We start from the raw sequence: 18434 nt of genomic DNA, 5'->3' as shown, positions 1-18434 counted from the left end.
GTAATCAGCCTCCTTTTTCCGAGGGCAGTTTCGATACCAGACGCAGCGAGACGGAAAGCCCCTCCAGCTGGTAATGCGGGCGCAGGAAGAATTTTGAGGTGTAATACCCCGGGTTGCCCTCGACCTCTTCCACAACCACTTCGGCTGCGGCCAGAGGCTTGCGCGCCTTCTCGTTCTCCGAAGAGATGTCTGCGTTGAAATCAACATAGTTGTTGATCCAGTCCTGCAGCCAGGATTCCATATCCTGACGGCTTTTAAACGAGCCGACCTTGTCCCGCACCATGCACTTCAGATAGTGCGCGAACCGGCATGTGGCGAACAGATACGGCAGCCGCGCGCCCAGATTGGCGTTGGCGGTGGCGTCCGGATCGTCATACTCGGCCGGCTTGTGCAGCGACTGCGCGCCCATGAAGGTCGCGACGTCGGTGTTCTTGCGGTGGATCAGCGGCATCATGCCGTTCTTCGCCAGTTCCGCCTCGCGCCGGTCGTCGATGGCAATCTCGGTCGGGCATTTCTGATCGACGCCGCCATCGGTGGTCGGGAAGGTGTGGCTGGGCAGGTTTTCCAGCGTGCCGCCGCTTTCGACGCCGCGGATGCGCGAGCACCAGCCGTACATCTTGAACGAACGGGTGATGTTCACCGCCATGCCGTAGGCCGCGTTGACCCAGCCGTATTTCTCGCTGCCCGCCCCTGCGGTGTCTTCCTCGAAGGCGAACTCCTCAACCGGGTCGGTCTTGGAGCCATAGGGCAGACGGCCCAGGAAGCGCGGCATCGCTAGGCCGACGTATTTCGCGTCCTCGCTGTCGCGCAAGCTGCGCCAGGCGGCATATTCCGGGGTCTGGAAGATCTTGGTCAGATCGCGCGGGTTCGACAGTTCGGCCCAGCTGTCCATCTGGAACAGCGTCGGCTTGGCGCCGGTGATCAGCGGCGCATGCGCGGCTGCGGCGATCTTGGACATTTCGCCCAAGAGCTCGATGTCCGGCGGCGAATGGTCGAAGTGGTAGTCGGCCACCAGGGAGCCGTAGGGCTCGCCGCCCAGCTGGCTGAATTCCTCGGTGTAGACCTTCTTGAAGATCGGCGACTGGTCCCATGCCGTGCCCTTGAACTTCTTCAGGGTCTTCGACATCTCCTTCTTGGTGATCGGCATCACCCGGATTTTCAGCTGCTCATCGGTCTCGGTGTTGTTGACCAGATAATGCAGGCCCCGCCAGGCGCTTTCCAGCTGCTGGAATTCCTCGTTGTGCAGGATCAGGTTCACCTGCTCGGTCAGCTTCTGGTCGATCAGCGACACGATGCTCTCGATCGAGCGCAGCGCGTCATCGGAGATCAGCGCGGAATTTGCCAGCGCCTGCTCGGCCAGGGTTTTGACCGCGCTTTCCACAGCAGTCTTGGCCTGATCCGACTTGGGCCGGAATTCCTTCTGCAGCAGATCCGCAAATTCGGTTGAGCCAAAGGCGGCTTCACCACCAGCGGCTTCCGCCTGGAGTTCTTCTTCAGCCATCTTTGTCCTCCCCTCTTATTCTTCGCTGTCGGCGTCGCCGCCGGGTTTCGGCTGCGCCGCCAGGGTTTTCAGCAGGCTCGGGTCCTGGATGATCTTGGAGATCAGATCCTCGGCGCCGGTCTTGCCGTCCATGTAGGTCATCAGGTTCGACAGCTGGGTGCGCGCTTCCAGCAGCTCGCGCAGCGGCTCCACCTTGGCGGCGATCGCGGCGGGCTTGAAATCGTCCATGCTGTCAAAGGTGATGTCGACCGCCAAGTTGCCCTCGCCGGTCAGCGTGTTGGGCACGGTGAAGGCGGCCCGCGGCGCCATCGACTTCATCCGGTCATCGAAGTTGTCCACGTCGATTTCCAGGAACTTGCGGTCCGCCACCGCGGGCTGCTCCACTTCGGATTTGCCCACCAGGTCGCTCATCACGCCCATCACGAAGGGCAGCTGCACCTTCTTCTCGGCGCCGTACAGCTCCACGTCATATTCGATCTGGACCCTTGGTGCCCGGTTGCGGGCAATGAATTTCTGTGAACTTCCGGCCATCTAGGTCTCCTTACTCGTCTTGCTTTCACGGATGCGGCAGCAGGTTCCGCCGCAAATCTTTCCGTGTCCGTCAGTCGTCGTCGTCTTCATCAATCCCGCCGATCAGGTGGACGTTCTCCACCCCCTGCGGGGCCATGTCATTCATGATGGTGAGGAAATCGGCCCCCACCAGCCGCTTGCACCGCTCCAGCAGGATCGGCAGCGGGCTGGAGGGTTCCGCCCGCCGGTAATAGCTGATGATGCGGTCCAGCGTATTGGACACATCCGCGGGCGAGTTGATCGCCCCTGGCGCAGACGGCACCGCGCGCCCGCCCGCGGCCGGAGCCGCAGCCGCGCCGCTGTCTTCGGCTCCATCCTCTGCGGCCTCATCCCCCGCAGCATCGTCCTCCGCGCTCATATTAGCATAGGTGGCGATCCGCTTGGAAATCTGCTGCAGCAGCTTGATCAGCGCGCTCAGGTCCGGCCCCTGCCCCGGTGTCTGCTCGTCGAACACCGCCGAGATCGCCCGGACGTTCTCCTCTGCGGTCTTCACCGCAGCCAGCCGCGCCGCAACAACCTCCTCGTCGCTGTCCTGGAACGCCGCACCAATGGTGGCGGTATCCGGGACATGCTCCATATCTTCCGGCGCCGTCATCACCCCTTCGGCGATTTCGATGTCGCGCAGGCAGAAGCGGCCGAAGCCGCGGCTTTCGCTCAGCGGCGCGCGGCGCAGCGAGCGGTACAGCGGCGACGCGCCGGCCATGCCGTCCGGCTGGCCGCACAGATCCTGGATCGCATTGATCCGCATCGTCGGATCACCGTCGTCCTCATCCAGCTCCGGATGGCAGGTCTCCCAGAACTCCTCCAGGCAGCCGCGGATATATGCCGTCACATCGGCGAAACCGGGCAGCCCTTCAGAATGCAAAAGCGCATCTCCCAGAAACACCGCCGCGCGCAGATCGTGGCTGCGCTCCAGCACCTCCAGCGCCTTCTTCTGAACTTCACGGTAGTCGGGATCGGTGGCCTCGATCTTCTCATCGCCCACCACCGATTCCTCGCCCGGCTGAGCCGCCAGCTCCATCTCGGTGAAAGCCGGGTCATATTCGAGGTTTTCACCGCTAGGGGAATCCTCCCCTTTGGATTGCAGCAATACTGCAGGATCCATCGTTATTCGCCCCCCTGGGTGCATTCTTTATTGGCCGCGCCTCAGATAGGTAACGCGACGTAAGGCAGGTGCCACTCTTTTCGAGCCTGGTGGTTAAACCCGCGGAAACCTCAAACAATAACTTGACCCCAAGAGAGCCTTATCGCCATCCTAATGTCAAACCTTTTCCATGCTTTTAGCGGCGGCTGAATGATGAGTATTGATCGTATTTCTGGCAAGGAAGTCAAAGAGATGGTCCGCGAAGGCGCCAAGAAGCGGATGAGTTTCGCCTTCTGCCTCGATGCCAGCAAGGACCCTCTGCTGATGATCCAGCCCGGCAAGAAACCGGAAACCCTGAAGGCCCCGATGAAGAAAGAAGGCGGCGGCCCGCCCATGGCCTGGGGCACCTATGTGGTGCGCTCCGGCAATATGGAGATGATCTGCGAAAGCGCGCCGCAGCGCATGGTCACCGAACTCAAGAAATTCCTCAAGCGCAACCCGGCCAAGGTCAACGTGCTGTTCTACGATGACGGCGGCAACCTGCTGGACAGCCTCAAACCCGAGGCCCCCGAGGGCCAGGTCACGGAGGAAAACGTCTCCGACATTTCCGCCTCCGGCATCGACCCCAAGGCCATCGCACCGCTGAAACGCCGCCTGAAACGCATCCAGCCGCGCATCGGCCTTGCCCCAGGACCGCTGGAGCTGAAACTGAAACGCGCACTGGCCAAATCCGTCAGCCTGATCAACGACGGCCGCCTGCAGGAGGCCGAAACGATGATCGTGGTGATCGAGCGCGCCGTCGCCCGCATCGGCAAGGACCGAGAGGACGAAGGCAAGTCGATGAAACGCGGCCAGCGCGAAATGGACCAGCGCTCGCTCGGCGCCCAGGTCAAGCGCGCCCAGTCGCTGCAGGCCAATGTCGCCCGCGCCCCGGGCAAGGTCCGCGACCGCCTGGGCCGCGCCCTGCATGTGGCCGCCCGCCACCTGAAACGCCGCGACCTCGATTCCGCCCGCGACGCCATGGACAAGATCGAAAAGGCCCTGACCGCACTGGTCTGATCCAAAGAACCAATCCGCACCCGGCGGGCTGGCGAACACCAACCGGAACCCGGAGACAGTGATGCCCTTGAACCGCCTGCTTTCTGCCCTCGCCCTGATCTGCCTGCCGCTGGCCGCCGCGGCCGAGACCGGCCCGCTGCGGGTCGAGCTGAACAAGACCGAGGAAATCGAGGGCGGCGGCTGCCGCGCCTTCTTCCTGTTCCGCAACCAGACCGGCAAGAGCTTCGAGGGTTTTGAAATGTCGCTCGCCATCCTCGACGGCCAGGGGGTGATCGACCGGCTGCTGTCGATCGACGCCGCCCCCCTGCCCGTCCAGCGCACCACTCTGAAACTCTTTGAAATTCCCGAGATCGCCTGCAGCAACATCTCCGAGATCCTGCTGCACGACATCACCTCCTGCCAGCCCCAGAACGAAGAGCAGATGGACTGTTTCCCGATCCTGGAGCTCGGCTCCCGCGCCGCCGCGCCGCTGGTGAAATAAACCATGGCCGGCACCTGGGAAATGCTCGGCACCGGCGGGCCAGTGATCGTGATCCTGGCGCTGATGTCACTGCTGTCGCTGACGGTGATCGCCGTCAAACTGATCCAGCTCTGGCCGGTGCGGTCCGGCTCTGACGCCCGCGAGCAGGCGCTGACCCAATGGAAAGACGGCGACCGCAAGCAGGCGCAGGACAGCATTGCAGGCGGCAAATCCCCAGCCGACCGGGTGATGGGCTACGCCATGCAGGCCCTGCAGGAGGGCCTGCGCGGACCGCTCCTTCAAGACGAACTGCAACGCCGCGGCAATGAGGAGGTAAGCCGGATGAATTCCCTCATCCGCCTGTTGGAACTCATCGCCATGGTCTCGCCGCTCCTTGGCCTCCTCGGCACTGTCCTCGGCATGATCCAGTCGTTTCAGGAGCTGGAACTGGCCCAAGGCGCTGCCAATGCCTCTGTGCTGGCCGGCGGCATCTGGCAGGCGCTGCTGACCACCGCCGCGGGACTGCTTGTCGCCATCCCCGCTGCCATCGCCGCGGGCCTGTTCGCAGCCCGCATCGACGCCGCCGCGCAGGCGATCGAAAGCGCCGCCGGCCGCCTGCTGCTGATCGACGGGTCGCGCTGACACGGGGGACGCCGCCATGATGATCAACCGGCCTGCCCGTCCCCGCGCCCTGATTTCGCTGGTGCCGATGATCGACGTCATGCTGATCCTGCTGGTGTTCTTCATGGTGACGTCCACCTATCTGAATCTCGACATGATCCCGGCGGTGAAACCCTCCGAAGGCGCCGCAACAGGAAGCCCGCAAGCGCCGGCAGGCACCCTGATGATCCGCCTCGGCGCTGACGGTGTGCCGGTGCTGCGCGGCGCTGGACTGGATCAGGACACCCTCCGCGCCACCCTCGCCGCCGCGGTGGCAGAGGAACCGCTGACCCAGGTGGTGATCCTCCCCTCCGGCGCTGCGCAGACACAGGCGCTGATCACCGTGATGGACAGCGCCGCCCTAGCCGGCGTCACCCGCCTGCGCGTCCTGCGGCTGGAGGCGGTGCAATGAAACTCAACCGCCCGGCCCGCAACCCGCATTCGGAAACCATCATCGCCCTCATCGACGTGGTGTTCTTCCTGCTGGTTTTCTTCATGCTGATCGGCCGGATGGACGCCACCGCGCCGTTCGATGTCCGCCCCGCCACCGCCGTCACCGGCCGCGACATGCCCTCAGGCGGCATCACCCTGGCAGTTTCCGCCACCGGAGACCTGGCACTCGACGGCGAGGCAATCCCCCGAAACGCTCTTTCCCCTGCCCTCTCGGCGCTGCTGGCAGACGACCCGGATCTGCGCCTGCGCATCAACGCCCACCGCACAGCGGAACTGCGCAACGTGCTGCCGCTGGTCGCCCAGGGCGAGGCGCTGGGGTTCAAGGACGTGGTGCTGGTGGTCACCCCGGAAACGGACGGATGACGCGCACCCCGGCCATATGGGTGCTGGGGCTTGCAGCCTCCGCCCTGGTCCACGCCGGCGGCGCCGCCGCGCTGCTGATCTCGCTGACACCCGACCCGGTTCCGCAGCAGCCCACGCCGGAAAGCAGCCTCAACCTGCAGGCCCACCGCGTCCCCCGTTCCGAGGCCGTGCAACAGGCGCCCGAGGGCGAGCAAGCCGCTGAAAGCGAAGCGCAAAGCCAGGGACTCGCGTCCGGCAGCATCCCGCAATCGGCGGCCCTGCCGCAGCCGCCTGACGCGGACCGCCTTGCCGCTGCTGTTCCGGCTGCTGCAATCCTTGCTGCCGCCGCAGCGCCAGCCGCCGCTGCGGCTCCGGCCCAAACGGCCGGCAGCACCCTCGCCAGCGCCAGCCTTCCGGCCGCAAGCCTGGCCGCTGCAAGCCCGCAAACCCAGCAGGCCCAAGCCACCGCCCCGGCGCTGTCACAGGCCGCCGCCGCCGCAGCCCCCGCGCCTTTGGTGCTGGCCGCTGCCCAGGAACCGGCACTTGCCCTTGCAACGGCACCTGCTCCGCTGACGGCCGCCGCAGCAGCACGCCCCGACGCGGCCGCGCTGCCGCAAACCGCTCCAGCCAGCCAGCCCGGCCAGGAGGCGCAGCCGGATGCGCCCGTGCTGCCCGGCACCACGCCCAATCCGCAGCAAACACCGGCCGCCATCCCGGACGCCCCCCGCATCAAGGCCGCGCTCGCCTTTCAGGGCGGCAGCGGCGACATCGACCCGGTCTCCCTCGCCGCGTTCCAAAGCTTCATGCAGCCGGGCGACGCGGCGGCTGAAGGAGATCCCCTGCGCGACGGCGTCTCCGGCATCCTCGCCGCTGTGCCCTGCTCCCGCCTGCAGGTGGCCTTTGTTCCGGAAACCGCCACGCTGGAGGTGCGCGGCCACCTGCCCGAGGATGGCCTCCGCTCTCCTGTTCTGGCAGCCCTTCAGGCACAAATGGGCGCCGACATCACAGTCTCGGACGAGATGCGCCTGTTGCCGCGGCCGCAATGCGGCGCGCTGGCAGGCATTTCAAACGTCGGCCTGCCGCAAAGCACCGACCAGATCACCAACCCGCTGCTGGTCGGCGAAGACGCCCATGCCCGGGTGCTCGACTATTCCGGCGGTGAGCGGCTGTTCTTCGACCTCACCGCGCCGGACTACCCGGCCTATGTCTACGTGGATTACTTCGACGCCGGCGGCGCGGTGCTGCACCTCTCCCCGAACGAGCTGGTGCCGCTCGCAGAGGCCGCCGCCAAGAGCGCCTTGCGTGTCGGCGCCAAGGAAGCCGGAGACCCCGGCCTGCAAATCACCGTCGGCCCGCCCTACGGCCAGGAAATCGCGGTGGCCTTTGCCGCCTCGCACCCGCTTTACGAGGGCACCCGCCCGCTCAGCGAACCCGCAGAACCCTACCTCGACTTCCTGCGCACCCAAGTGGCAGAGGCCCGCGCCGAACACCCTGATTTCAAAGGAGAATGGGTTTATTTTTTGATCGACACCCACGCCCCGTGATCCTCCGCCCGTCAAGGCGAAACACCGGTACTTTCGCGCGTGGTCACTCCAGCCCCCGCCAGGGCTTCGGCATCAGCACCCAGCGTCCGTTGACGAAAATCAGGCCGTCAAAGGCCAAACCCCGGGACTCCCCTGGCTTGACGAACTTGAACCGCCCGATCGGCACATCGGCGATGAAATGCGGAAGTACCTTTTTGTACCCCCCGGGAAATTCGCCCAGCACTGACGCGCCGGATTGCAGCTCCCCGGTGGTCGTGAAAATGGTGATCAGGTCCGCATGCTCCGGTTTCGGGCGGATCGCCGCCCCGGGCTGGAACAGCTGTTCGTAGGAGGCAATCAGCCGGCTCGCCAGCGGTTCGGAATAGACCGCGCGCACATCGCCGGGTGCCGGTTTCAAGCTGGCGGTCAGCGCCGCATGATCGGCACCGGCTTCGAAGAAGCGCCGCAGCAGTTGCCGCCCTGCCACTGATGCCGGTGTCCGCGGAGTTGCCGTTGCCTTTTGCGCGATCTGTTCAGCCAGCGCACTGAACCGCACGTTCGGGTTGCCGCTGCACAAATTTTGCAGGACCTTGAGAATGTTCCCCAATTCGTCCGGCCCCATGACCCTGAGCCGCCCCTCGGCCTTGGCCAGGTAGCCTGAAACCCAGGCGCCAACCAGAACCTTGTCGACCACATCCTCGTAAACCAGGACGGTTCCGCAAGGCTGTGACGGATCAAACCTGTCCCGTGCCGCCTGCACGGGCAGGGCCAGGGCGCAGCACAGGCCTAGGGTTCCGATAACGGCACTGAAACGGGGGCACTTTGTACAAAGAAAACACATGAGAGGCCTACCAGTCAGAGAACTTATGCCTTCAGTATAGGCACAAACACCCGGACCGCTGAAAACCTCACTGCCTAAAGCCACTCAGCCCCGCAGAATTGCTCTCCGAATTGCTCCGGCTCAAACAGCCCGCAAGCGGTAAAACGTCAGCTTGCCCAGGCCTTTAGTTGCCGTTTGCCGGGAAACCCGCCGGACGCAGCACTGAGCCGCGTGCGCTTGCGCGGACGCATTCCCCTCCCCTGCCCTGCCGGCGCAGCTCCTGCGGATCTACTGGCAGCCGCCCGCGGCCCAGCTCTTCAGCACCTGTTTCAGCGCGCCGCCAAACGGGTGCTGCTTGCCCAGCGACCGCTGCATCTTGAGGCTCAGATAGGTGTTGCCCTGCGTGCACAGGCGCTCCCGCGTCCACTGGTGGCAGGCGCTGCAGGACTGGTCCTTCCAGTAGCTTTCCGGCAGCCCCTCGACGGGCGGAAAGGACGGTGAGCGGGTCACCACCTCCGCCAGTGTCAGCCCGGCAATCTCCGGCATGCTGGTTTGCAGCGGGCTGGCATAGGTGACCGGGCCTGCCTCTGCCAGCTTCACCGCCTCCGGTTCAGGGTCAGGCGCAACGGCAGGCGCCTCGCCGCCCGCAGCAGGATCCTGGCCCGCGCCTGCAGCCAGCGCAGCAACTTCAGCCGCGGCCATTTCAGCGAATTGCCCCTCAGGATAGGCCATCAGATAGGCCTCGTAGGCCGCCTTGCTGCCATCCCCCTGCGCCGCCTGAAACATCGCTGTCTCGGCGTCTTGAACAGGGGCTGGCGCCTCTGCGGCCGCCGGATTGCCGTTCTGCAGTTCCTCCTGCACCAGCTCCGCCAGCAGCGCCCGCGCCTCATCGGAATATCTGCCGTCGCCATAACCGCGCAGGAAAAGCATGATCTGCATCGCATCCCGCGACGCCTTGATCGAAGCCCAGATCTGCGCCTCCTCCATTTCCGCGGCACTCATCACCATCTCCGGCGCCGCCGCGGCAAAGGCAAAGTCACTGACCAGCGAAGACGTGTCCCAGGGCGTCTGCTTGCCGCCGCTCTGCTCCAGCACCGCCCGGCGCACCTGTTTGAAGACCTGCTCCACCGGCGCCCCTGGCACCACGATCTCGCGCGCCAGCGCCTCGGTGAAGGGGCTGTTCTCCCCTTCCCCGTCCAGCGCCACGTCACCCGGCGCGGTGGCATAGGCCAGGAAGGTTCCGGTCGGCGCCTTCATCTCCGCCAGGCCGCTTTCGTTCAGATCCGCCACCGCCTTGAACGGATTGTTGCGGCAGGCGTCCAGGATCACGATGTTGGTGCGGTTCCGGGCCGACGCCATCTGCCGCAGCACCGACTGCGCCTCGATTGCCATCAGATCCAGATCCGCCGCATCCGCCAGCGCCACATCGACAGGCAGCAGATAGTTGCTGCCAAAGCTCTGCACCCCGTGGCCGGCATAATAGAACAGCCCGGTCGCGTCCTCGCCGGCGCTGCGCAGCTTGCGCCCGAACTGGGCAATCGCACGCTTCATCTCGATCTGCTTGGCGTCCGCTGCCAGCGTCACGTCAAATCCCAGTCCCTCCAGCGTCTCAGCCATCAGCCGCGCATCGCGCACCGGATTGTCCAGCTCGGAAACCGCGCCATAGGCCGAATTGCCGATCACCAGCGCCAGCCGCTCCTCCGCCAAGGCCATGACGCCCCAGCAGGACGCAACAGCGGCCAGCAGCATCAGCCGGACCCGGATCATCAAAATTCGCACGTATCTGCTCCACTTCCCGCCCCAAGCACCCGTCCGCGCGGGGGCTGCTTCCCAATTCTTAAGGGTATTTCGTTACCAAACTATCGCGTCCCTTGCGCCCGGCGGCAACTCTGCGGTTAGTCTGGGCGCATCATTTCCGGTTCCGGCCCGCAGCCGGGGCCTCACCTCCAGCAACCCGGATGGACCCCGCATGCACCGTTTAACCCTTTCAATAATAACAATTTTCCTTCTCCTCATCCGCCCTGCACTGGCGGCAGGGCCGTTTGAGGGCGGATGGCAGCTGACGCCCGAATCCTCCGCCATCCGGTTCATATCGATCAAAAAAGGCAGCATTGCGGAATCCAGCCGCTTCGCCGCTTTCTCCGGCAGCATCTCCGAAGCCGGTGAGGCAAAGATCCATATCGCGCTCGATTCCGTCGACACCTCCATCGACCTGCGCAACGTGCGGATGCGGTTCCTGTTCTTTGAAACCTTCACCTACCCCGAGGCTGTGGTTTCGGCGCGGATCGATCCGGCGCATATCGCAGATCTGGCTGCAGTGCAGCGCAAGCAGATCGATCTGCCCGTCACCCTGTCGCTGCATGGGGTTGAGGCCGGGCTGACCATCCCGGTTGCGGTAACACTGCTGAACGGTAACCGCGTTGCCGTCGCCACCGTGCAGCCGGTGATCCTGAAGCTGGAGGACTTCAACCTGGTTGCCGGGAAGGAAAAACTTGAAGAAGCCGCAGGCGTCACCATCACCCCTGTCGGCCTCGTCAGCATGGACCTGATGTTCGACCGCACCGGTGCCGCCACCGCCTCTGTCCCCGCGGGGACAGCCGCCTCAGGCGCCGCCACCGCGCTGGAGGCCAGCGGCGATTTCAGCCGCGAGGCCTGCACCGGGAGGTTCGAGATCCTGTCGCAGGGCCGCAGCGTGAACTTCGCGCCCTCCACCGCGCGCCTGGATGCCAACTCCCGCGACTTCCTCAATAGCCTGTCGGACATCATCCGCCGCTGCCCCGGCATGGTGGTTGAGGTCGGCGGCCACACCGACAGCCAGGGCAAATCCGCCTGGAATATGCAGCTGAGCGAGAAGCGCGCCGCGGCCGTGAACCAGTACCTGCAGGAGATGGGCATCCCGGCAGAACGCCTGGTCGCCGTCGGCTATGGCGAGAGCACACCGCTGGTGCCCAACGACACGGTGCAGAACCGCGCCAGGAACCGGCGGATCGAGTTCAAGGTTCTTAACTGATCCGTTGCTGTCCCCGCGGGGACAGCAACGCTGCACAGAAGCAGACCCGGCCCCGCGCCGGGTCTTTTCATTTGGCCAGCGGCTCTCAGCAGACGTCTTTCCTTGCCTTGTCCCCGTGGGGACAAGATTGCCTTTCCGGCAGAGCAGAGTCCAAAACCTGCCCGCATCACAGAAACTCTGCTGGGTCGCAGGTTGACTGGTTCGGCCGCCAGCCGCCACCGGAGGGTCATCTGTCCCCGCGGGGACAGCAATCGAAGACGGGCTAAAACCTTTTGTATAGGCTCTGATTTTCTTCACAGGCCGAGACCTTCGTGATTGCCTGTCCCCGCGGAGACACGTGACGGAAACACCGCCGCTTGCCACCTCCGGACATGAAAAAGGCCCGGCATCTCTGCCGGGCCTCCGCCACTTTTCTGACGCTGTCCCCCCGGGGACAGCTGCTTCAATCGTCCTGTTCGAGGGCGGCAAAGAACGCGGCAATCGCGCCTTCCAGCTTGTGCCGGTCGATCTCGGAGAAGTCGCGCTCCATCGCCATCTCGATCTTGCCGTCGCGCGCCTGGCAGCGGACTGTCCCCGCGGGGACAGTGCAGCGCAGGGTGGTCTTGGCAACACCGGAACGCGGTGCTGCAGCAGCGCGGGGCGCAGGTTTGCGCTTGCCCTCGAGAAAGCCGCGCAGCACCTCCAGCTCCGCCCCTTCGGTTTCGGCCTTCGCCCGCGTCAGCGCCTCCCGCAGTTCAGGGATGTGAGCCGCATCAGCCTCCAGCCGTTTCCTCAGCTCCAGTCCCAGCGCGCGCGGGATCGCTTCCGGGAATTTCAGCAGATCGCCCACCGCGCCCAGCAGCTGGGCGAAATGGCGGATATAGATCTTCTTCTGGCGGCCCGCAGAGGCGTAAAGGTCGTTGACCGCATCTTCGAGAGACTTCGCCCGGGTGCCCTCGTCGTGAGTATAGCTCAGCGCCAGCTGGGCCATTTCGGCGAATGAGATGTCCCGGCGCACCAGGTTTTCGTCCACCATCCGGCGGTACAGGCTATGCAGCGTGTCGCCCTTGGCCACCAGACCCGCGGGGATATGCTCATAGGATTCATCCTCTGTCTCCCGCAGCAGCTCCAGATAGGCCCGCAGCCGGCGGTAGCCCTGGATCAGCTCATAAGTGCCGTCTTCCCTTTCCTCGACCCGGATCGGGTTCGACAGGCCGATGGCCTTGATGGATTCCTTCAACTCGTCCAGATCGGGGTCGCGCCCCTCCCTGCGGTCGCGGATCAGCTTGGTCGCGCCGATCCTGCCGATCGGGATCCGGTCGACCATCAGGCCCAGCTTCTTCAGCCGCACAAACTCATGCGCCAGCCGGTCGTTTTCGTCGCGGATTTTTTGCTCGGCTTCCGCGCGGGTGCGCAGCGCATCGGCGTTCTCGGAGATCGCGGTAGCCATCGGGCCGCGGCGGGATTCAGCGGGTTTGTCTGCCGGTTTTTCCGGTGCTGTCCCCGCGGGGACAGCGGCCGTATCAGGGGTGAAGTCGATGTCGAAGACTCTGCGTTTGCTCATGCCTCATCCTCCAGGTTTTCCCAGGCTTCCAGCGCGTAGGCTTTGAATTCGTCATAGGCCTGGTCAAACGACGCCCGCGCGCGCCGCCAGGTTTCGCGCGTCATGTCCCGGTAATCGATTTCGTAGATGGAACTCAGGAAGCGGCCCGATTGTTCGACTGCGCGGGTCATCTCGATCGGGTGCTCCGTCATTCTACCCTCAAAAACCTTCATAAATGCCGAACGCATCGCACGGTGCAAATCGTTACCGCTTTCGTAACGGGTCAGAAGGAAGCGGACGTCCTGGAAAACCTTGGGCAAAGCAAATGTCCCCGCGGGGACAACGCCGTTAAATGCCGACAAATCCTCCAGCGCCTCGGACAGCTGGCCGATGAAGGAGGTGGTGGAGTCATATTCCCAGTAACCGGGGCCGGAGGGGATATAGAGCATGTCGGCCGCGAACACCGCGTTCATCGACTGGTAGCCGATGGCGGGCGGGCAGTCGAAGATCATCAGGTCGTAATCCTCGGCCGGCAGCTGGTCGAGATAGCGGGAGACCGCCGCGAAGAACGACCATTCCGGGTTCAGGTGGCGGTACTGGGCAGAGGCGAATTCGACAAAGGCCGCGTTGGCGCAGGACGGGATGATGTCGATGGTCGGCCAGCTGGTGGGCTTGACGAAGTCGCTGACCCGAAGATCCTGCAGTCCCATGCCGGTGATCGCCTCGGGCAGCTGGCGCTGGGGCAGGGCGGTGCCGGACTCAGCCCCCTGCAGGGATGCGTTCATCCGTGTGGTCTCGCGCACCAGGTCGCGGGCCATGATGCCCCAGACGGTGTAATCCTCGGTGACGTCGCTGAGGCCCATGGAGTGCGACAGGGTGGCCTGCGGGTCGAAGTCGACGCAGAGCACCCGGTAGCCGTCCAGCGCCGCGGCATGGGCGAAATGCAGGGCGACGGTGGATTTGCCGGCGCCGCCCTTGAAGTTGGAGATCGCCACCCGCAGCGCCCGTTTCCCCGCGGGGCGCTTGGGCAGCAGCGACTTGCGGTTGATCTTGATGCGGCGGCGCAGCTCGTTGATCTCCTCCAGCGAATACCAGCGCTGGCGGCCGTCCTCCTCGACATGGCCCTGGGGCAGGGAGGGATCTGTGGCGAGCCGCCCGCGCAGGGTCGACTGGTTGACGCGAAAGATCAGCTCCGCCACTTCCCAGGAGGAGAACCTGCGCAGGGTCTTTTCCATTTCCGGGGAGAAGGTCTGCTGGCGGATCCAGCTTTGCATCTTCAATGATTGGGCCTGCATTTTGGACAGGTCTTCGTGCGTAAACATCACTGCTCCTCGATCTGCACGTTGTTCTTATATGACGGCGTCCATTTTCCTGCGGACGCTTATTCAGCCTCAATATCCATTTACGCCGAATTTGCAAAAAACGCAAAAGCTAATATGGTCGGGAAGAGCGTCCTGTCCCCGCGGGGACACAACTGCAGAAGGCCCAGTGAAATAAGGCGCAGGGCGATTCGGAAGGCACCTGCCAAACGATTCGTTTCATTAGGTTTTTCTGGGGTTCAGACGCCAGATTTAGGGGGACACCCCGGACCGGGATACAGCAGATTGGGGGACATTTCGGCTTAAATAGGGGTCACCCAGGATGTCCCCGAATACCATTGATACCAATTTTTCTTTCGAAAAAGGGATTGGGGTTGAATTCAATTCCCGCCAGCGCTTGACAGAATCGGAATTCCGGACGCAAATCAGATACAACAAACGAATAGCGTTGAGTTCAGGGCAAAACCGGCCAACGCATTTCCCGGCAAACAAGTCCGGGAGCACTTGAGGCAGCATATCCCGGCCTAGGAGGGCAGGGAGGGAGAAACGGGGGCAGCAATGCTTGCCAAACGGCCTGCGGGGCGCAACGCCTCTGCACTGAAGTATGATATCCTCACGGCGATGGGGGCTTATGCGCTTGGCCAGGGCAAGGGGGCGCAGAAGCTGGTTCTGCGTTTCATGACATTGATGACGGCACGCTACAACTGGCAGCGGGATGAGCTGGCCGTCGGGCAGCGGGAGATTGCCCGGCTGTGGAATGTCGACGAGCGCACGGTGAAGCGCGAGATGGCGAAGCTTCGCGGCATGGGCTGGCTGGTGGTGAAGCGCCAAGGTGCCCGCGGGCGGGTCACCGAATACGGGATTGATCTGGAGCGGCTGCTGGCGGACACGCAGGAGCGCTGGGGCGCCGTTGGGCCGGACTTTGAGCACCGGATGCAGGGGGCGGATGAGCTTGCGCCGAATGTGGTGCCGCTGCGGCCCGGTGCGGTGCCGCCACCCCCGGATGTGTCGGACGGCAGCGAATGGAGTTTGGCCAAGGCAGTGCTGCATGCGGAGGACCCGGCGAATTATGCCTCCTGGGTGCAGGGGCTGGAGCGCGCGGGCAGGGCAGGGGGCAGGCTGGTGCTGAAGGCGCCGAGCCGGTTCCATGCGAACTATGTGATGTCGCATCTGATGCCGCGGCTGCTAGCGGCCTGCCGTGATGTGGATGGTGAGGTCTCTGCCATTGTGGTCGAGGCCTAGGATCGGGGTCTGGGTTCACTGGAGCCTGCGATCAAATCCGCGCGCGGGCGGTTGAACCCCATGGCGTGGCGGCATTATGTGGGCGGGCAGGGGGCTTGGCCTTGATGGCCCCGCGGAACAAGGAGCAGCCCGGAATGAGCGGCGTGCAGGAAAAGATCTGTGTCATTGGCCTGGGCTATGTCGGGCTGCCGCTGGCAGCGGCCTTCGGGCAGCAGCGGGCGGTCGTGGGGTTCGACATTGATCCCTCCCGCATCGCGGGGCTGCGCAACGGTGAGGACCGCACCCGGGAATTGGATCCCGAGGAGCTGGCGGCGGCGGAATTCCTGCGTTTCACCTCGGATCCGGCGGAGATTGCGGACTGCACGATCTATATCATCACGGTGCCGACGCCGGTGGACGCAAGCCACCGCCCGGACCTGAGCCCGCTGCTGGCGGCCTCGGCCATCGTCGGCGGGGTGCTGAAACCCGGCGATCTGGTGATCTATGAATCCACCGTCTATCCCGGCGCCACCGAGGAAGACTGCGTGCCGGTGCTGGAGGCGCGCTCAGGGCTGAAATTCAACGCGGATTTCTTTGCTGGCTACAGCCCGGAGCGGATCAACCCCGGCGACAAGCAGCGGCGGCTGAAGGATGTGGTGAAGGTGACCTCCGGCTCCACGCCCGAAGTGGCGGAGAGAGTTGATGCGCTTTACCGGGAGGTCGTCACAGCGGGCACCCACAAGGCCGCCAGCATCCGTGTGGCGGAGGCCGCCAAGGTGATCGAGAACAGCCAGCGGGATATCAACATCGCGCTGGTGAATGAGCTGGCGAAGATCTTCAACAAGATGGGGATAGATACTCAGGCGGTGCTGGAAGCCGCGGGCACCAAGTGGAACTTCCTGCCGTTCCGCCCCGGGCTGGTGGGCGGGCACTGCATCGGGGTGGACCCCTATTACCTGACGCACAAGGCGGAGCAGCTGGGCTACCACCCGGAGATCCTGCTGGCGGGCCGCCGCCTGAACGACGGCATGGGCGCCTATGTTGCGGGCGAGATGGTCAAGGCGATGCTGAAGCGCGGGTTGCCGGTCGCGAGCGCGCGGGTGCTGGTGATGGGGCTGACGTTCAAAGAGAACTGCCCGGACCTGCGCAACACGCGGGTGATCGATGTGGTGCGTGAGCTGCAGCAATACGGCGCGGTGGTGGATGTGTTTGATCCCCATGCGGACCCGGATGAGGCGCAGCAGGAATACGGGATTCCGCTGGTCGCTGAGCCGGGGCAGGGGGCCTATGCCGGGGTTGTCCTGGCGGTGGCGCATTCGGAGTTCCGCGCGATGGGGGCGGAGGCGGTGCGCGCCTTGGGGTCCGAGGGCGCACTGGTTTATGACCTGAAATATGTGCTGGCACCGGAAGAGGCGGATTTGCGGCTCTGACAAGGGGAATTTTCCCGTAGTCGCTTGAATTGCTGTATCCTTGCCCATGTCAGCAAGGAGACCGGGTATGAGTGATGTTCTGGAAGGCCGCTGCCTGTGCGGCGCCGTGAAAATCCGTGTTGAAGGGGCGCATGACCCGCGTCCGGGAGCCTGCCACTGCCGCATGTGCCAGCGCTGGAGCGGCGGGCTGTTTCTGTGCTTCGAGGCTGATGCGGAGGCGGTGACCGTGGAGGGGCCGGTGGCGCATTACCAATCTTCTGCCTTTGCCGAGCGGGCGTTCTGCAGCACCTGCGGATCGCATCTGTGGATGCGGGACGTGGATGAGGACGGCGGACCTTATGACCTGATGCCGGGGCTGTTCGATGCCGCTCTGAACTGGCCGCTGCGGTCTGAGATCTATGCCGACCGGGCGATGGCGGCGGTGCGGCTGGAGGGGGATCACAAGCGGGCAACCCGGGATCATTGGGAGGCGCAGAACCCGTTTATTGATGGCGATGTCTGAGGGCGCGTGGCAGGTGGATCAGCCCCCGACGCGCGGCAGTTTCGGGCCGCTCCAATAGGCGCCGCTGTCCTGGCGCAGGGCGTCATAGGCCTCAATCCGGCGCCGGGCGTCTTCGCCGCCGGCGCCGATCAGATGGGTGAGCAGGCACTCCAGCACCGCCATCGCGCCGCCGATGGCGCCGAAGGGATGCAGCGAGTTGGCGGCCACCGCCAGCACATGATCGGTGCGGATGCCGGGGGCGATCACCTCGCTGTCGGAGATCAGGATCACCTTGGCGCCGCGTTCGCCCGCCAGCCGCAGCGCCTGGATGGTGCCGGCGGAGTAGGGAGCGAAGGTGACGGCGATCAGGCAGTCCTCGGGGCCTATGTCCAGGAGATCATCGAGCGCTGCGCCCATGTGGCGGGGCACGAGGTCCAGAGACGGCAGGGCCATGCGGCCGACGTAGTGGAAGTAATAGGCCAGTGCGTAGGACGACCGGGTGGCGGTGACATAGCTGCGGCGGGCGGTGAGCAGCGTGTCCACGATGGCTTGGGTCCGCTCTGCCGTCATCAGCCGCAAGGAACGGGAAGTGATGTTCAATTGGTTGCGGGCGGCGGCAGCCTGCAGTTTTCCTGCCGGGCCTTCGCCCTGCATCCGGTCCAGCCAGTCCTGACCGAGGTCTGCCTCATTCGTGGTGGTCAGGGCGGCGCGGAAGGGGGCGCGGAAGGCCTCAAACGTGTCATAGCCCAGATGCTGGGCGAGGCGGACAAAGCCGTTGGCGCTGATGCCGGTCCTTTCGGCCGAGGTGCGGACGGTGTCGAGGCCGAAGTCGCCGGGGTTGTCGATCACGTATTTCGCCGCCGCTTTCAGCTTGGGGGGCAGTTGCTCCATCTGGTCCTTGAGGTGCTGGATCAGCCGGGCGGTTTTCCGGGGGTCGAGATGCGGGTCCATGCGCCGCATCAGAGCAGATGTGCGGAAA

The 18434-nt window shown here is 64.5% G+C and carries 18 protein-coding genes; 10 read left to right on the top strand and 8 right to left on the bottom strand.

Going from position 1 to position 18434, the window contains the following annotated elements; translation table 11 throughout:
* Window positions 1-4 precede the first annotated feature (4 nt).
* The 3 genes from tssC to tssA all read right to left on the bottom strand — a co-directional run bounded on the left by tssC (window position 5) and on the right by tssA (window position 3176).
* The gene (tssC, locus tag AC58NV_RS20530) at window positions 5-1501 is read right to left on the bottom strand and encodes a type VI secretion system contractile sheath large subunit (protein WP_497228793.1); all 1497 of its coding nucleotides are present in this window, start codon (window positions 1499-1501) and stop codon (window positions 5-7) included.
* A 15-nt stretch (window positions 1502-1516) separates the two neighbouring features.
* Window positions 1517-2032, bottom strand: coding sequence for a type VI secretion system contractile sheath small subunit (gene tssB, locus AC58NV_RS20525; RefSeq protein ID WP_497228792.1), 516 nt, complete (start codon window positions 2030-2032; stop codon window positions 1517-1519).
* 70 nt (window positions 2033-2102) lie between these two features.
* Complete coding sequence (gene tssA, locus AC58NV_RS20520; protein ID WP_497228791.1) at window positions 2103-3176, bottom strand: type VI secretion system protein TssA; 1074 nt, start codon at window positions 3174-3176, stop codon at window positions 2103-2105.
* 192 nt (window positions 3177-3368) lie between these two features.
* Here tssA and AC58NV_RS20515 point away from each other — a divergent pair, with 192 nt between their 5' ends.
* The 6 genes from AC58NV_RS20515 to AC58NV_RS20490 all read left to right on the top strand — a co-directional run bounded on the left by AC58NV_RS20515 (window position 3369) and on the right by AC58NV_RS20490 (window position 7673).
* Window positions 3369-4214, top strand: a complete 846-nt coding sequence (locus AC58NV_RS20515) for a hypothetical protein (protein WP_497228790.1) — start codon at window positions 3369-3371, stop codon at window positions 4212-4214.
* A 61-nt stretch (window positions 4215-4275) separates the two neighbouring features.
* Complete coding sequence (locus AC58NV_RS20510) at window positions 4276-4695, top strand: hypothetical protein (protein ID WP_174147904.1); 420 nt, start codon at window positions 4276-4278, stop codon at window positions 4693-4695.
* 3 nt (window positions 4696-4698) lie between these two features.
* Window positions 4699-5316, top strand: a complete 618-nt coding sequence (locus AC58NV_RS20505; RefSeq protein WP_497228789.1) for a MotA/TolQ/ExbB proton channel family protein — start codon at window positions 4699-4701, stop codon at window positions 5314-5316.
* A gap of 16 nt (window positions 5317-5332) precedes the next feature.
* Window positions 5333-5746, top strand: coding sequence for an ExbD/TolR family protein (locus AC58NV_RS20500; protein WP_497228788.1), 414 nt, complete (start codon window positions 5333-5335; stop codon window positions 5744-5746).
* A complete protein-coding gene (locus AC58NV_RS20495) occupies window positions 5743-6150 on the top strand; it encodes an ExbD/TolR family protein (protein ID WP_497228787.1) in 408 nt (135 codons plus the stop codon). Before AC58NV_RS20500 ends, AC58NV_RS20495 begins: the two co-directional genes overlap by 4 nt.
* Window positions 6147-7673 (top strand): DUF4384 domain-containing protein, encoded by a 1527-nt coding sequence (locus AC58NV_RS20490; RefSeq protein WP_497228786.1) that lies wholly within the window; start codon window positions 6147-6149, stop codon window positions 7671-7673. The genes AC58NV_RS20495 and AC58NV_RS20490 overlap by 4 nt, the downstream gene beginning before the upstream one ends.
* A 43-nt stretch (window positions 7674-7716) precedes the next feature.
* On the opposite strand, the gene AC58NV_RS20485 is transcribed toward AC58NV_RS20490, so the two are convergent.
* Together AC58NV_RS20485 and AC58NV_RS20480 are read right to left on the bottom strand one after the other, a co-directional pair.
* Window positions 7717-8274, bottom strand: a complete 558-nt coding sequence (locus AC58NV_RS20485; RefSeq protein WP_497228785.1) for a hypothetical protein — start codon at window positions 8272-8274, stop codon at window positions 7717-7719.
* Between the two features lie 486 nt (window positions 8275-8760).
* Entirely contained in the window at window positions 8761-10239 is a 1479-nt protein-coding gene (locus AC58NV_RS20480) for a caspase family protein (RefSeq protein WP_497228819.1), read from the bottom strand.
* Window positions 10240-10441: 202 nt separating this feature from the next.
* Here AC58NV_RS20480 and AC58NV_RS20475 point away from each other — a divergent pair, with 202 nt between their 5' ends.
* Window positions 10442-11482 (top strand): OmpA family protein, encoded by a 1041-nt coding sequence (locus AC58NV_RS20475; protein WP_497228784.1) that lies wholly within the window; start codon window positions 10442-10444, stop codon window positions 11480-11482.
* Between the two features lie 442 nt (window positions 11483-11924).
* Here the strand turns inward: AC58NV_RS20475 and AC58NV_RS20470 are convergent, their stop codons facing one another.
* Together AC58NV_RS20470 and AC58NV_RS20465 are read right to left on the bottom strand one after the other, a co-directional pair.
* On the bottom strand, window positions 11925-13025 hold the full coding sequence (locus AC58NV_RS20470) for a ParB/RepB/Spo0J family partition protein (RefSeq protein WP_497228783.1): 1101 nt from the start codon (window positions 13023-13025) through the stop codon (window positions 11925-11927).
* Complete coding sequence (locus AC58NV_RS20465) at window positions 13022-14326, bottom strand: AAA family ATPase (RefSeq protein ID WP_497228782.1); 1305 nt, start codon at window positions 14324-14326, stop codon at window positions 13022-13024. Before AC58NV_RS20465 ends, AC58NV_RS20470 begins: the two co-directional genes overlap by 4 nt.
* A 555-nt stretch (window positions 14327-14881) precedes the next feature.
* Here AC58NV_RS20465 and AC58NV_RS20460 point away from each other — a divergent pair.
* From AC58NV_RS20460 to AC58NV_RS20450, 3 genes are all read left to right on the top strand, one after another.
* The gene (locus AC58NV_RS20460) at window positions 14882-15565 is read left to right on the top strand and encodes a DnaA N-terminal domain-containing protein (RefSeq protein ID WP_497228781.1); all 684 of its coding nucleotides are present in this window, start codon (window positions 14882-14884) and stop codon (window positions 15563-15565) included.
* Between the two features lie 134 nt (window positions 15566-15699).
* A complete protein-coding gene (gene tviB, locus AC58NV_RS20455; RefSeq protein ID WP_497228780.1) occupies window positions 15700-16974 on the top strand; it encodes a Vi polysaccharide biosynthesis UDP-N-acetylglucosamine C-6 dehydrogenase TviB in 1275 nt (424 codons plus the stop codon).
* A gap of 67 nt (window positions 16975-17041) precedes the next feature.
* On the top strand, window positions 17042-17476 hold the full coding sequence (locus tag AC58NV_RS20450; RefSeq protein WP_497228779.1) for a GFA family protein: 435 nt from the start codon (window positions 17042-17044) through the stop codon (window positions 17474-17476).
* 18 nt (window positions 17477-17494) lie between these two features.
* On the opposite strand, the gene AC58NV_RS20445 is transcribed toward AC58NV_RS20450, so the two are convergent.
* Complete coding sequence (locus AC58NV_RS20445; RefSeq protein ID WP_497228778.1) at window positions 17495-18406, bottom strand: MurR/RpiR family transcriptional regulator; 912 nt, start codon at window positions 18404-18406, stop codon at window positions 17495-17497.
* Window positions 18407-18434: the final 28 nt, after the last annotated feature.

It is taken from the genome of Leisingera sp. ANG49 (genome assembly GCF_059694505.1).
Note: the sequence above shows the minus strand (reverse complement) of the source record. Positions and strands in the feature narration are given on the sequence as shown.